General features: G+C 38.3%; 13 protein-coding genes. 3 read left to right on the top strand and 10 right to left on the bottom strand.

The window, feature by feature from the left end; translation table 11 throughout:
• Positions 1 to 26: 26 nt before the first annotated feature.
• Complete coding sequence (locus tag AC1DOS_RS11070; RefSeq protein ID WP_477537544.1) at positions 27 to 986, top strand: AI-2E family transporter; 960 nt, start codon at positions 27 to 29, stop codon at positions 984 to 986.
• On the opposite strand, the gene AC1DOS_RS11065 is transcribed toward AC1DOS_RS11070, so the two are convergent.
• The 8 genes from AC1DOS_RS11065 to AC1DOS_RS11030 all read right to left on the bottom strand — a co-directional run bounded on the left by AC1DOS_RS11065 (position 973) and on the right by AC1DOS_RS11030 (position 10910).
• Positions 973 to 1356 carry an FxsA family protein gene (locus AC1DOS_RS11065; protein WP_477537543.1) on the bottom strand — a complete coding sequence of 128 codons (384 nt, stop codon included), beginning with the start codon at positions 1354 to 1356 and terminating at the stop codon, positions 973 to 975. The genes AC1DOS_RS11070 and AC1DOS_RS11065 overlap by 14 nt on opposite strands.
• A 96-nt stretch (positions 1357 to 1452) precedes the next feature.
• Positions 1453 to 3213 carry a pyruvate kinase gene (gene pyk, locus AC1DOS_RS11060; RefSeq protein ID WP_477537542.1) on the bottom strand — a complete coding sequence of 587 codons (1761 nt, stop codon included), beginning with the start codon at positions 3211 to 3213 and terminating at the stop codon, positions 1453 to 1455.
• A 19-nt stretch (positions 3214 to 3232) separates the two neighbouring features.
• Positions 3233 to 4192 carry a 6-phosphofructokinase gene (gene pfkA / locus AC1DOS_RS11055; RefSeq protein WP_477537541.1) on the bottom strand — a complete coding sequence of 320 codons (960 nt, stop codon included), beginning with the start codon at positions 4190 to 4192 and terminating at the stop codon, positions 3233 to 3235.
• A gap of 93 nt (positions 4193 to 4285) precedes the next feature.
• Positions 4286 to 5239, bottom strand: coding sequence for an acetyl-CoA carboxylase carboxyl transferase subunit alpha (accA, locus tag AC1DOS_RS11050; RefSeq protein ID WP_108585357.1), 954 nt, complete (start codon positions 5237 to 5239; stop codon positions 4286 to 4288).
• Positions 5232 to 6101, bottom strand: coding sequence for an acetyl-CoA carboxylase, carboxyltransferase subunit beta (gene accD / locus AC1DOS_RS11045; protein WP_477537540.1), 870 nt, complete (start codon positions 6099 to 6101; stop codon positions 5232 to 5234). The genes accA and accD overlap by 8 nt, the downstream gene beginning before the upstream one ends.
• Positions 6098 to 6745 (bottom strand): FadR/GntR family transcriptional regulator, encoded by a 648-nt coding sequence (locus AC1DOS_RS11040; protein ID WP_108585359.1) that lies wholly within the window; start codon positions 6743 to 6745, stop codon positions 6098 to 6100. The genes accD and AC1DOS_RS11040 overlap by 4 nt, the downstream gene beginning before the upstream one ends.
• A gap of 113 nt (positions 6746 to 6858) precedes the next feature.
• Positions 6859 to 9951, bottom strand: coding sequence for a DNA polymerase III subunit alpha (gene dnaE, locus AC1DOS_RS11035; protein ID WP_477537539.1), 3093 nt, complete (start codon positions 9949 to 9951; stop codon positions 6859 to 6861).
• A gap of 23 nt (positions 9952 to 9974) precedes the next feature.
• The gene (locus AC1DOS_RS11030) at positions 9975 to 10910 is read right to left on the bottom strand and encodes a DHH family phosphoesterase (protein ID WP_477537538.1); all 936 of its coding nucleotides are present in this window, start codon (positions 10908 to 10910) and stop codon (positions 9975 to 9977) included.
• A 95-nt stretch (positions 10911 to 11005) separates the two neighbouring features.
• On the opposite strand from AC1DOS_RS11030, the gene AC1DOS_RS11025 reads away from it, so the two are divergent.
• On the top strand, positions 11006 to 11314 hold the full coding sequence (locus AC1DOS_RS11025) for a YtpI family protein (RefSeq protein WP_477537537.1): 309 nt from the start codon (positions 11006 to 11008) through the stop codon (positions 11312 to 11314).
• A gap of 25 nt (positions 11315 to 11339) precedes the next feature.
• Here AC1DOS_RS11025 and AC1DOS_RS11020 read toward each other — a convergent pair whose 3' ends face one another.
• The gene (locus AC1DOS_RS11020; RefSeq protein ID WP_108585363.1) at positions 11340 to 12647 is read right to left on the bottom strand and encodes a DRTGG domain-containing protein; all 1308 of its coding nucleotides are present in this window, start codon (positions 12645 to 12647) and stop codon (positions 11340 to 11342) included.
• A gap of 112 nt (positions 12648 to 12759) precedes the next feature.
• On the bottom strand, positions 12760 to 13440 hold the full coding sequence (locus tag AC1DOS_RS11015; protein WP_477537536.1) for a metal-dependent hydrolase: 681 nt from the start codon (positions 13438 to 13440) through the stop codon (positions 12760 to 12762).
• A 105-nt stretch (positions 13441 to 13545) separates the two neighbouring features.
• On the opposite strand from AC1DOS_RS11015, the gene AC1DOS_RS11010 reads away from it, so the two are divergent.
• Positions 13546 to 14646 carry a M24 family metallopeptidase gene (locus tag AC1DOS_RS11010; protein WP_477537535.1) on the top strand — a complete coding sequence of 367 codons (1101 nt, stop codon included), beginning with the start codon at positions 13546 to 13548 and terminating at the stop codon, positions 14644 to 14646.
• Positions 14647 to 15426 lie beyond the last annotated feature (780 nt).

The raw sequence follows: 15426 nt of genomic DNA, 5'->3' as shown, positions 1-15426 counted from the left end.
AATCATACCTTAATGGAGGTAGAAAAGTGCATGAAAACGTAGCGATTTTTTTAAAGAAATGGATACCAGTAGCTATTATTCTTATTTTAACATGGCTGATTTATCCGGTTACTATCGCCATACTAATTGCATATTTTTTGCATCCCATTGTGTATTGGATACATAAAACTACCCGATTACCTAGATGGTTATCCGTTTTGGTCTTTGAAATCGCCTTATTAGCATCCATCATTTTTGGTGCCACATTGGTTGTAAAAGAACTTTTTGAATTAATATATCCATTGCGTTTTCATTTAGAAGAATTGCAAGTACTTCTTCAAACAAATAGGGTGAATTGGCAATCCGTTATTGAAGCTTTATCGATGGTTAGTGAAAGCGTTCTTAAAAAAATCACTTTATTTATCCAACACCTTCCAGCACAATTCGTCGAGACCTTCGTATTTTTAGTTGCCCTTTTTTTCGCATTGCAAGAGTCATTGAAGTCCCGTACCTGGTTCTTCATCTATTTACCGAGTACTACGCGCAAAACCATAAAGCCATTATTTTCGAAAGCAATGGATCTTTTTGAGAAGTTTACAAAAGTAGAAGTTTTGTTGTTTTTGATGACATTCTTGCAACTTTGCATAGGGTTCAAAGCTCTTCACTTTTCTTCTCCTTTGGGACTTGCGTTTTTGATATCTTTTGCTGATGCCTTGCCGTTTTTAGGGACAGGCATCGTTTTAATCCCGATGGCAGCTTTTTTCGTGTTAACGAAGCAAACAACCCTCGGGATTATTATTCTTCTTCTGTATGCATTTATATTATTAACTAGACAATTATTAGAGTCATTTTTATGGGCGAATACTATGCATATTCGTGCGGTTCATGTATTTTTCATTAGCGCATGTTCTTTACTACTGTTTGGTGTTCCAGGCATATTACTTAGTCCATTTTTATTACTGGCAGCAGTCCACTTTAGTCAACATAAATGGTTTACATCACAATGATTTGACCATTTTTCATTTTTAAACGAATCCACTTATAGACCAGGGGCTTAAACAGTTGTCTTGTAGGTGAAAACAAAAATAAGAAACCAAATAAATCTGTAATAAAACCGGGTGATAGCAACAACAGGCCACCAGCAAATATAAATACTGCGTTGACCATGGCATCCCCTGGAGCTTGGAAATTTTTCATCTGAATTTGGACATCACGTATCGCTTTTAACCCTTGTTTTTTTGCTAAATAAGCGCCTAATATTCCTGTTCCAAGGATGATAATGATGGTCGGTAGTAAGCCAAATGTATTTCCAGACCATAGTAAGATACCTATTTCGAGCACAGGAACAACGATAAAGATCAATGCTAACCATTTCATTTCCGACATCTCCTATAAAAATGGCCTCAACAATACTGCGTTGAGGCATTTTGTATTTAACCGTATTTAAAAGTGGAGCATAATTAGAAAAGCTTTTTATAATACGCTTGCATGTCCTTGATAAATTACTCCAGATTCAGCATCCATTGTTACATCTTGACCATTTTTTATTAATATTGTCGCATTTTTCACGCCTACTATTACTGGTATACCAAGACTTAATCCTACTACAGCAGCGTGACTAGTTAGCCCGCCTTCTTCAGTGATAAGTCCAGCACATTTTTCAATGGCAGGCATCATTTCACGGTCAGAACCAATCGTTACGATAATTGATCCGGTTGTATCGATATTTTTCAATTGTTCCGCATTGTTTGCAACAACAGTTTGTCCAAAAGCAACCATTTTACCGATACCTTGCCCTTTAGCTGCAATATCACCAATCATGTGAACTTTCATTAAGTTTGTTGTACCTGCTTCACCTACTGGCACACCCGCAGTAATAATGACTAAATCACCATGTTTGACATAGTTATGTTTTAAACTTTCTTCAACTGAAAGCTCTAATATTTCGTCAGTTGAACCTACTTTAGTGCCCACAATCGGGTACACACCCCAAACTAATGTTAGTTTGCGAGATGGTCTTTCAGTAGATGTGACAGCAATGATTGGAGAACCTTGTCGATATTTCGAAATCATTTTAGCTGTATGACCACTTTCAGTTGGTGCAATAATTGCTTTAGCTTTTAGATTTATAGACGTATGTGCGACTGCTTGTCCGATCGCATCTGTCATCGTTACTTCTTTAATCTTACTCTTTGCGGAAACAATAGCTCGATAGTCAAGTGCATCTTCTGTACGAATTGCAATTTTAACCATCGTCGTTACAGATTCAATTGGATACATGCCTGCTGCAGTTTCACCAGATAACATAATAGCATCTGTTCCATCAAAGATTGCATTCGCAACATCACTCGCTTCCGCACGTGTAGGACGTGGATTGCGTTGCATAGAATCTAACATTTGTGTCGCAGTAATCACTGGTTTCCCAGCGTCATTACATTTACTAATTAAACTTTTTTGAACTAATGGTACTTCTTCAGCTGGAATTTCTACCCCTAAGTCTCCTCGTGCTACCATTAAACCGTCGGACACCATGATAATAGAATCTATGTTATCGACACCTTCTTGGTTCTCGATTTTCGGGATAATTTGAATATGTCCGCCATTATTATTTTCAAGTAATTCACGTATTTCCATTACATCTTTTGCACGACGAACAAATGATGCAGCTACAAAATCAACATCTTGCTCAATGCCAAATAAAATATCTTGTGCATCTTTTTCAGTAATACCTGGGAGTTGTACAGAAACACCTGGTACATTAACCCCTTTTTTATTTTTTAATGTGCCAGCATTGTAGACAACAGTATGAATTAAACCTGCTTCATGATCTACACTAGAAACACGAAGTTCAATTAATCCATCATCTAATAAAATGACAGACCCTTCTTGAACGTCTTCAATTAATTGACCGTATGAAATAGAGAACATCTCATTGGTCCCCAAAACTTCCGTCATAGAAATAGCTAAAGATTGTCCAGATTCTAACTCTATAGCATCATTTTCCATTTGGTGAGTACGAATTTCTGGACCTTTAGTATCTAAAAGAATACCGACGATTTTTCCGGTTTTTTTAGAAGCTTCACGTATCCGTTTAATTCGTTCCCCATGTTCTTCATGGTTTCCGTGGGAAAAGTTTAAGCGCGCAACATTCATTCCTGATTCGATTAATTGTTCTAGCATTTCTGGTGATTCACTTGCTGGGCCAATTGTACATACGATTTTTGTTTTTCTCATTTTTATATCCTCTCCAACATTAGATGGCTAATTCTTTTGATAGTTTATACATAGTTAAATCCGCTTTATGCTTCCCTTCGAAAGCCTCTGTCATTGAATAGTCTACCACTTGATGATTACGCATGCCAATCGCAAGTCCTCCATGACCTTCCATTAACATCTCAACTGCTCGAGCACCAAATAGGCTAGCCAATACACGGTCGCGGCCTGTTGGCGAACCACCGCGTTGGACATGTCCCAGTACGGAAACTACAGAATCTATATTAGCATGTTCTTTTAGTAGTTTTGAGAATGCATTAGCATTCATCACGCCTTCAGACACGATAATAATGCTATGTTTCTTCCCACGCTCATGTCCACTGCGAAGTCGGGTTAATATATCTGGCAAATCGTACGGTTCTTCAGGAATGACAATTGTTTCTGCTCCACCTGCTAAACCCGCCCACAAAGCCAAATCGCCAGCATCGCGTCCCATTACTTCGATGATAAATGTTCGTTCATGAGAAGTAGCTGTGTCCCGAATTTTATCTATTGCATCAATAACCGTATTAAGTGCTGTATCAAACCCAATTGTGAAATCAGTTCCTGGAATATCATTATCAATTGTTCCTGGTACACCAATGCATGGAAAACCTTTTGCCGTTAAAGCCATAGCCCCACGGTAAGATCCATCTCCACCAATCACTACTAAACCTTCAATCCCATGCTTTTTCATTTGAGCAATGGCTTTTAGTTGACCTTCTTCCGTCTTAAACTCAAGACATCTAGCTGAATGCAACTTGGTACCACCTCGTTGAATAATATCTCCTACAGAACCTAAATCGAGCTGTTCAATTTTTCCATCTATCAGACCTTGGTAGCCATTATAAACACCCATAACTTCTAGGTCGTGATAAATCGCTTTTCTGACTACTGCACGCAAGGCTGCATTCATACCTGGTGCATCTCCACCACTCGTTAAAACACCTATTTTTTTCAATTGAGTGTCCCTCCTTAGCCTAATCCTATATTCACATTAACACTTTTGAATACTCATTGTTAGTAAAAAAAAAAGGATGCGACTTTCGCATCCTCATTCTGTGAATTCACCTATTGCTCTAAATTTTTCATATCGATCATCAACTAATTCATCTTCACTTAGTTTGCTAAGAGTTGCAATTGAGCGCTCCAATGCTTCTTTTAAATAGATTGCTTGTTGTTTAGAATCTCGATGAGCTCCACCAATTGCTTCTTGTATGACTTCATCGACGATGCCCATTTGTTTTAAATCAGGTGCTGTGATTTTCATGGCTTCAGCTGCTTGTTTAGCAAGTGCTGGATTTTTCCATAATATCGATGCAGCCCCTTCAGGTGAAATTACAGAGTACGTGGAGTTCTCTAACATATGGATATGGTTAGCCACACCAAGTGCCAATGCTCCACCACTTCCACCTTCTCCAATAACCACACTAATAACAGGTACTTTTAGTCCAGCCATCTCAAAAAGATTACGGGCAATTGCTTCACTTTGTCCGCGCTCTTCTGCAGCTTTACCAGGATATGCACCTTTCGTATCGATAAAACAAATAATAGGGCGACCAAATTTTTCGGCTTGTTTCATCAATCTTAGTGCTTTTCGATATCCTTCAGGATGGGGCATACCGAAATTGCGTCGAATGTTTTCTTTCGTATCTTTTCCTCGTTGATGACCGATAATCGTAATCGGTAATCCATTAAATGCTGCGATTCCACCAACAATTGCTTCGTCATCCCCATAAGATCGATCCCCGTGAAGTTCAATGAAATCAGTGAACATTTCACGAATGTAGTCAAGTGTAGTGGGACGTTCTGGATGTCTCGCCACTTGAACACGATCCCAAGGTTGCATATTGATATATATATCATTTTCTAGTTTTTCAAGTCGATTTTCTAGATGTTGAATTTCAGTCGATAAATCAACCTCTGCGTTTGAAGTGAAATCTCTTAACTCACTAATTTTATCGCGTAGTTGAACGACTGGCTCTTCAAAAGGAAGTGTTTTAACCATTGATATGAGCCCCTTTCGAATGAAGTTTCACAAGAGTCGAGAGTGATTCTTTCATTTTAGAACGATGAACGACTGCATCAAGTTGACCATGAGCTAACAAAAACTCAGCCGTTTGAAAATCTTCTGGAAGTTTTTCACGAACAGTCTGTTCAATGACCCGACGACCAGCAAAGCCAATTAATGCTTTAGGTTCAGCTAAGTTGATATCGCCTAAAGAAGCAAAACTTGCAGACACTCCACCAGTTGTCGGATGCGTCAATATAGAAACAAACAGATTCCCTTTTTCACTATGACGCTTAAGTGCCACACTCGTTTTCGCCATTTGCATTAACGATAGAACACCTTCCTGCATTCGAGCTCCACCACTAGCTGTGAAGATAATAAAAGGTACACCTTGTTTCGTTGCTTCTTCAACAGCACGTGTAATCTTTTCACCAACAACCGAACCCATAGACCCCATGCGAAAGTGGGAATCCATGATTGCCACTACAACTTTACGTCCATCAAGTAATCCACTGCCAGTTAGTACCGCTTCGTTTAACCCTGTTTTTTCACTATCTAATTTAATTTTATCTGTGTACMCAGGAAAATTAAGTGGATTAACGGTCTGCAAATGATCGTCCAAAGAAGCAAACGTTCCTTCATCTAAGAATATCGCCACTCGCTCATTAGCTGTCATTTTAAAATGATGATCGCAACCTGGACAAACTTTTTTATTTTCCTTTAAATCTTTTGTTAAACCGATATGTTTACACTCTGGACATTTTGTCATGATGCCTTCAGGAACATCCGTTTTCGATAAATTGTTAGGTATCGTCACATATTTGCTTTTACGGTTTCTTGAAAATATATCTCGAATCATATAATCTCTCTCCCTTGTGATAACCAAGTTATCCACCCCCTATATGAGTGAATTGCGTGTTCAATTTCTCCTGAGATAATAGCATTTAAGAGTTGTTGAATATGTTGGTTTTCGTCTTTTTCTGAATGACCTTGAAAAGGCTCATCTCCGTATTGCTTCAATAAAAACCACATTTTTAATGATAATCGATTATTGGTAGAGATGAGGATTTCGCGAATCAGATCTTCTCTCACTATGCTCTCATCCTCTTGCAATTGCATTAGTAAACTACTCCATACAGGTAGTTGATTTAATGTTGGTGTTCCTGCAACAATTCGGATGGCTTCTTTTTCGTGTATTTCACGTGTTACATGAATATCTCCAACTGTTTTCGTGTCTTGTAAGATAAATGTCGATAAAACTTCAACTAATTTATGGTTACGAAAATCCGTTAAAAACGTTCCTTCGCCACGTTTCGTTTCAATTAAGCCTAACAGCTCTAAACTGCGTAGTGCTTCTCTAACGGTCGATCTTCCTACTTGGAGTCGCTCCGCTAATTCACGTTCAGATGGTATTTTTCCACCCGGTCGAATATTTTCTTTTTCAATAAGAAGACGAAGTTCACGAACGATCTGTAAATACATTTTTGTCGTTTGTTTGGTCATTTCCGTTCCTCAGACTTMCATTTTTTTCAAAGTGGTCTGACCACTCAATGAACCTATCATACAAAAAAATCGTTTGTCATGCAATGGAAAATTAAAAAACAACCCAACAAAAATTAGTTGGGTTGTTTTTTCGACATTGCACGCATATTTTTGACAATGATTTGTGGCTTACCTTGTCTCCACTCAACTATGCCTTCAACTGAGATTACATTTTGTTCTTTAATTAATAGATTGTGATGAGCATAGTCCTTTGGAAACAATGTACACGAAACATCAGAAGTTTCATCCTGGACAGTAACAAATGCCATCGCCTCTCCTTTTTTCGTCCGAATTCTTCGAATCTCTTCAATCATGCCAATAATGACAACTGACCGTCCATTTTGTTCAGCTTTAACATCTTGAATAGCTGTACCTTGGAAATGCAATTCCTTTTTCAGACGCTCTACGGGATGATTTGACATATACAACCCTAAAATTTCTCGTTCAAATTGGAGCTTTATCATCTCAGGCATCTCGGTATTTTTTACATACTTCGGCTTGCCAAAAGATATAACATCTCCATCGAATAAGTCGTTCTCTACATTGGGACGGACGAGTTCTGCGTACTTTACTGCTGCATCAAGAGTTGCTAGTAAAGTGGATCTATCTTGTCCAAAACCATCGAGTGCCCCGGCTTTTATTAAAGGTTCAATTTGCTTTCGAGAAAATTGCTCCGCAGATAAACTCGCTGCTAACTCAAAAATATCTTGCCATATTGGTTTTTGGTATTTACGGTTTTCCATTAAGGTTCTTAAAAACACATTAGAAACACCCTTAATAGCCGATAACCCAAAGCGGATCGCGCCGTTTTCTACACGAAATGATAAACCACTTTTGTGTATTGAAGGGGGCAAAAGTGCAATATTATGATGTTTAACTTCTTGTATTAAGCGCATGATTTTTTCCTGATTACCTGTTGCAGAAGTTAGCAACGATGCATAAAAATAGGCAGGGTACTGAACTTTTAAGTATGCCATTTGATATGTAATTAAGCTGTATGCAACTGCATGGCTTTTCGGAAAACCATAATCAGCAAATCTAACAATTAAATCGTATACTTCATTTGCTTCCTGCTTCGAAAATTGATTTTGTTGAGCACTTTCAACAAAGTGTTGGCGCTGCTCATCGAGAACTTGTCGATTTTTTTTACTGACCGCGCGTCTTAAAATATCTGACTCACCAAAAGAAAAACCAGCCATTTTCGATGAAATTTGCATGATTTGTTCTTGGTAAACAATTACGCCGTACGTCTCTTTTAAGATAGGTTCAAGCATCGGATGAACATATACCGTTTTTTCTTCACGATGTTTTCGGCGTTTATATGTTGGTATATTGTCCATCGGGCCGGGTCGATACAAAGCATTCACTGCCACGATATCCAGAAAATGAGATGGTTTAATATCACGTAATGCTTGTCTCATACCGTCTGATTCTAATTGGAAGACTCCTGTAGTGTCGCCTTGTTGAAGAAGTTTGAATGTCTCTTCATTATGTAGAGGAATTTTCTCGAACTCTAACCATTTATTTTGATCAAACCAAATCATCGTGCGAATTCTTTCAAGAATAGTTAAGTTTCGCAATCCTAGAAAATCCATTTTCAGCAAACCGCTCTGCTCAACTTCTTTCATTGGCCACTGGGTTAAATACATACCATCTTGTCCTTCTTCGATTGGTAATAAGTCCACTAATGGAACAGGTGATAAAACGACCCCTGCGGCATGTGTCGAGGCATTCCTAGGTAATCCTTCAAGCTCTTTTACTATGTCAAACCATTTTTGGTGTGTTTTATCTAGTTCCATCCATTTTTTTATGTGGTGGGAGCTATTAACAGCTTCATCAAATGAAATACCCGGTTTATTAGGTAGTTGTTTTGATATCATGTCAAGAACTGAACTATCAAATCCGAATACGCGTGCCACATCTCTCGCTGCTGCTTTAGCGGATAGTGTGCCGAACGTTACGATTTGTGCAACGTGTGAATTTCCATATTTCTTAGCCACGTACTGTATAACTTCATGTCTTCTGTAATCCGCAAAATCGATATCAATATCGGGCATCGATATACGTTCTGGATTTAAAAAACGTTCAAACAATAACCCATATTCAAGTGGATCTACATGTGTAATAAATAATGAATACGCGACGAGTGAACTTGCAGAAGAGCCACGACCAGGTCCAGTTAAAATTTGTTTATTTTTTGCATATTCCATAAAGTCCGCCACTATCAAAAAATAATCTGCATAGCCCATTTGATTAATGACCTTGAGCTCCATTTCCAGACGTTCTTTATACTTGTCAGTCAGTTTTTCTAAGCGTGTATTAAGACCTTCGAGACATTTTTCACGTAAGACGTCCTTTGTAAGGACATTTTCTGGTACTGGGAATTTCGGCATATGTAGTTGGTTCGAAACAAGTTCAACGTGACAGCTCTCGAGACTTCGCTCTGTCTGTTCAAGCCATTCGGGATGATCAGCAAACCATTCAATCCATTGTTCACGCGTAGGTAAATAATGATGTTCATGAAGAGGCTTTTGTCGATTTATGTCGTTTAACTTCACACCATTCGCAATCGCTTGCGCCACTTCATAAGCAAACGCATCTTTAGCAGATACATATTTTGCTTGATGAGTAGCCATCAGTTGGATTTGTCTTTCTTCACAGAGAGTAATGAATTCATTTTCATGACTATCAACTATTCCACCAGGTCGTTCAATTCCACCTAAAATATGTGAACCAAGACTATTTTTCAACGCATCAAGTATAGATTCCTTAGCGTCCAGTGATGATTGTTTTGGCATGCTAACCACAACTAAACAATCTTGTTTATAGGCTTGTAACCACTTTAAGGGAAGTGCCGATAGTCCTTTTACTTCTAGTGCACTACTAATTTTCAATAAGTTTTGATAACCAATATTTGATTTTGCATATATTTGTACGTCCGCACTGTTTTCTTCACTAATTTCAATTCGACAGGTTAGTCCAATAACGGGATGAAGTCCTGCTTTTTTAACTTCCTGATAAAAAGGCAAAACACCATACAAACGTTTATTTGTAATGGCTACAGTTTTCGCTTGTTGATGTTGAAGGAAAGGAATCAATGATTCCAAGCGAATCGTACTATTCAGTAGGTCTGCTGATGTACCTACTTGCGGATAAACTGGATTCATCGTTCCTTCACCCCTTCTTCAACTTACAGACATAATTTTTTCAACTTAGTGATCACTTCATCTGCAGTATCCCACGAATAGATTGATGCTCCGGATGCAAGTGGATGACCTCCACCTCCATATTCCTTAGCCAATTCATTAATAATAGGCCCTTTAGAGCGAAGTCGAACACGAATTTGGTCCTCTTCTTCTATAAACATAATCCATGCTTTAATTCCTTTGACATTGCCAAGAGAGCCAACTAAAAGAGAAGTTTCACTTGCTGTCACTCCGAATTCTTCTAGTGTTTTGAGTGGCAATTTGATATATGCCGCCCCATTATCATCAATAATAAAATGTTGATAAATATGTCCTTGTAGATGCAATAAATTTCTGTCTACTTCATACATGCCGTTAAAAAGTTCTGTGCGATCGAAGTCATATGTAATCAAATCTGCAACAGTTTCGAATGTTTTCTTGCTGGTACTTTGAAACATAAAGCGCCCTGTATCCCCTACGATGCCTGCGAACAAAATCCGCGCAGCTCCATCAGACATTTTCCAGTTTGCACTCGCTTTTCCTTCTTCGAATAATTCATATATCATTTCACTTGCCGAACTTGCTTGTGTGTTCACCCATAATAAGTCCCCGTAAGCATCGTCATTCGGATGATGGTCTATCTTAATGAGGAATGCACCAGTTTTATAACGTTGATCATCAATGCGCTCTGTATTGGCAGTATCCGTAACAATAATGAGCGCCCCTTCGAATTGTTCATCGGTCACTTGATCTGGCTGATCCAGAAAACTGAGCGTTTCCTCATGCTCTCCTGTAACAAAAATTTGTTTATCCGGATAGCTCGCTTGTAAAATCCCTTTTAAGCCAATTGAGGAACCATATGCGTCTGGATCAGGTCGAACATGTCGATGAATGATAATGGTTTCGTATGTAGATATTGTGTCTATGATTTGACGCTTCATGTATTTTTCCTTCCACCTTTCATAATTACGATTCGCAATTCCATGCAAATGTCGATACAATAATGACAGTTTCATTTAATAACAGGAGGTCTACAATGATAAATGCACTATTTGTAGTTTTAATAGTTTTGTCGTTTGTGTTTTATTTTTACTTTAAAACAAAACAATTTCGGAGTGAATTACCTATCGCTAAAAAATGGTATGCGAATCGTTCGTTAATTGCACTTGGAAGTTTATTGTTTTTCTTTGGTATTAACCAATTAACTTTATTCCCATCGACTATAACTTATGTCATTTCAGGTGTGTTAATTGTCATTGGCTTGTACGCGATGGTTTACTACTTCCGTGTCGCAAAACACTATGGCCAATTTGTAGAAGAAGAATTTCGTTTAAACCAAAAGTGATGCTACCTAGCATCACTTTTTTATTTTACCTCTCTAACAATTGGAACATCATCATCGCTTTACCAACCAAAACTTGCCCATTTAACACATCGAATTCCATTTTCACAAACTTCCGGCTCATATCAAGAATATTTGGCCGTACTGTCAATACGCTATCCATCTGCACAGGTTTGATAAAGTAGATGGTCATGTTTTCAGCCACACTGTCTCCACGCTTTTTGTTTTTCAACGCATAATTGCCCACTTCAGCTAAGAGTGTGGTGAATGCGCCATAAGAAATGGCACCAAACTGGTTGGTCATTTGCGGAGTTACTGTGAATTCTATCGTGAGTTCATCTTCCTGCGAAACTTTCATTTGATTTTTGACAATATCATCGATTGTTTCACCTTGTTGCGGTTGTCGTTGTGCTAATTGAAGAGCCTTCAATACATCTTGACGACTAATGACTCCTTCTAAAATTCCGTTATCATTGACAACAGGCATTAAATCGATGCCTTCCCAAATCATTCGGTGTCCTGCAGTAGCTACACTCGTTTTCATAGTCAATGTAATCGGATTTTTCGTCATTACTTTTTCAATTGAATCACGATGCTCTTTTCCAATCACATCTCTTGCTGTAACGATACCCACCACTTTTTGGTTTCCATCAATGACTGGGAAACCAGCATGCAATGTTTGAACATTTTTTTCATGATAAGCTGAAACGGTTTCGTTGGCACGCAAAAAATCGGTTTCTTGGAAAGGTACATAGATATCTTCAATGAACAATATCTCTTTCTTAATTAACTGATCATAAATTGCACGGTTAATCATTGTCGCAACTGTGAACGTGTCGTAACTTGTCGAAATAATTGGAAGTTCCAACTCATCAGCTACTTTTTTCAAAGATTCTGATGCTTCAAATCCACCAGTTATTAAAACTGCAGCTCCTGCTTTAAGAGCAGTAAAATGGGCTTTCACTCGATTCCCAACAATGAGAAGACTCCCTGCATCTGTATAACGCATCATGTCTTCTAATTGCATAGCTCCGATAACAAATTTGGTTAACGTTTTATGTAAACCACTTTTCCCACCTAGCACCTGACCATCCACAATATTTACAACTTCAGCAAACGTTAGACGTTCGATATTTTCTTTCTTTTTCTTTTCGATTCGAATAGTTCCAACTCGTTCGATTGTGCTCACATATCGTTGAGTTTCAGCCTCTTTAATTGCACGATAGGCTGTCCCTTCACTAACCTGAAGTTCTTTTGCGATTCGTCTAACAGAGATTTTATCTCCAACGGGCAAAGACTCAATATATTGCAATATTTGTTCGTGTTTTGTAACCATTTAATCACCTATTTTCCAAACAATCGTTGTAATGTTAGTGTATCACAAACCATTGGTTTTTATTTACACAAAAATGCACGGAAAGTCTGTAGCTTTCCGTGCATTTCTCTTTTTACAATTCGATTCCATCACCAGAACTAAGGAGGTGTACTGTCGCACCTTTAACTAAATCTTTAAAGTCCTGTGGGTTTTGTTTTATTGGAGGGAAAGTATCGTAATGAATTGGCACAACTGCTTGTGGATTCAATAAYTCCACTGCGTAAGCTGCATCATCAATACCCATTGTAAAGTTATCACCAATTGGCAAGAACGCTAAATCAATTGGATGTCTTTCACCAATTAACTTCATATCACCAAATAACGCAGTATCTCCTGCATGGTAGATCGTTTTTCCTTCAGCCATAAATAAAATTCCTGCTGGCATTCCGGTATAAATAATTTCTTGATTTTCCGTTTCATAGGATGACCCATGGAATGCCTGAGTAAATTTAACTTTCCCGAATTCAAATTGTCTTGCTCCTCCAATATGCATTGCATGTGTTTTCACACCTTGCCAAGACAAATACTCTGCAAGTTCAAATGGAGCAACAACCAACGTGTCATTCGCTTTTGCAATCGCTACCGTATCCCCTACATGATCGTTATGACCGTGCGTCAATAAAATGACATCTGGCTTTTCATTTTCTGCATTTAAATCAGTCAAGTTGTTTCCCGTAATAAATGGATCAATTAATATCGTATACTCTCCCGTTTTTATTTTGACCACGGAATGTCCATGAAAAGTTACATACATTTAGTTCAACCTCCTTTATTTCATACTAATATTTATTCGATATGAATGTCGAATCTCCTGTTTTTTGATATGCTTAAGGGAGAAAGTTGAAAAAGGAGTGTTATTATGACTAAAATCAATCAAATCTCTACATATTTATCCGAAAACAATCTCGACGCAGCGTTTATCACAACACCCGACAACGTGTTTTACGTATCTGGATTCCAAAGTAATCCCCATGAGCGTTTATTAGGTGTTGTCATTTTTAAAGATGCTGAACCACTTATGATTTGTCCGAAAATGGAAGTACCAGATGCTAAAGAAGCCGGATGGTCATTCGATGTTGTTGGTCACCAAGATACAGATCAACCTTGGCAGTTATTAAAAGAAGCGATTGAACGTAAAGGGGTTAACATTGCTCAACTTGCAATTGAAAAATCACATATGACTGTTGAACGTTTGGAAGCTCTTCAAGAGTTATTCCCACAAGCTTCATTTGCTCGATTAGACGATCAACTGAATTCTATGCGCGTTGTGAAGGATGAAAGTGAATTAGTCATTCTTCGTAAAGCTGCTGAATATGCAGATTATGCGATTGAAGTCGGTGTAAGTGAGATTGCTGAAGGTAAGACTGAACTAGAAATTCTAACAGCTATCGAACTTGCTTTAAAGAAAAAAGGAATCGCTCACATGTCATTTGATACGATGGTGTTGAGTGGACCAAAAACGGCATCCCCTCACGGGAAACCAGGTGACCGAAAAATTCAAAAAGGCGATTTCATTTTATTTGATTTAGGTGTTATCTACAAAGGATATTGTTCTGATATTACGCGTACCGTTTCTTTCGGAGAACCTTCAGATGCTCAAAAAGAAGTATATGAAGCAGTAAGAAAAGCAGAACAAGATGCAGTTGATGCCGTCAAACCTGGAGTACGTGCAATGGATTTAGATAAAATCGCACGTGATGTGATTACACAAGCTGGATACGGTGAATTCTTTACACATCGCTTAGGCCACGGACTTGGTATTTCGGTTCATGAGTTCCCTTCAGTTACAGGTAATAATGAAATGGAATTAATCGAAGGCATGGTCTTTACGATTGAACCAGGAATTTATGATCCAAACATAACGGGTGTTCGCATTGAAGACGACGTGGTTGTTACAAAAAATGGCGTCGAGGTCTTAACGAAGTACCCTAAAGAATTAGTCATCATTCCAAGCGTATAATCCAAAGACCTGATTCGCTGAAAATGCGAATCAGGTCTTTCTTTCATTTGTACAATGCGCATGAGAATTAGGAGGGAATTGGATAGTTGCGACAATAATCCGTGAAGTTGMGACAATAACTAGGAAAGTTACGACGATAATCAAAAAGTTGAGTCAATAACATGAATAGTTGAGCCGAAAATCCAAGAAGTTWCGATGAACCCCCGCCCCATYACTTCWYATTAAATCACAAATCCAAAGACCTGATTCRCWGAAAATGCGAATCAGGCCTTTCTTTCATTTGTACAATGCGCATGAGAATCAGGAGGGAATTGGATAGTTGCGACGATAATCCATGAAGTTGAGACAATAACTAGGAAAGTTGCGACGATAATCCAAAAAGTTGAGATAATAACATGAATAGTTACGACAATATTCCAAGAAGTTGCGACGAATCCCCGCCCCATCACTTCGCATTAAATTCACAAATCCAAAGACCTGATTCGCTGAAAATGCGAATCAGGTCTTTCTTTCATTTGTGGCAATGCGCATGAGAATTAGGAGGRAATTGGATAGTTGCGACGATAATCCATGAAGTTGAGACAATAACTAGGAAAGTTGCGACGATAATCCAAAAAGTTGAGACAATAACATGAATAGTTACGACAATATTCCAAGAAGTTGCGACGAATCCCCGCCCCATCACTTCGCATTAAATTCACAAATCCAAAGACCTGATTCGCTGAAAATGCGAATCAGGTCTTTCTTTCATTTGTGGCAATGCGCATGAGAATTAGGAGG

Source organism: Paenisporosarcina sp. P5_A11 (genome assembly GCF_056400705.1).
Note: the sequence above shows the minus strand (reverse complement) of the source record. Positions and strands in the feature narration are given on the sequence as shown.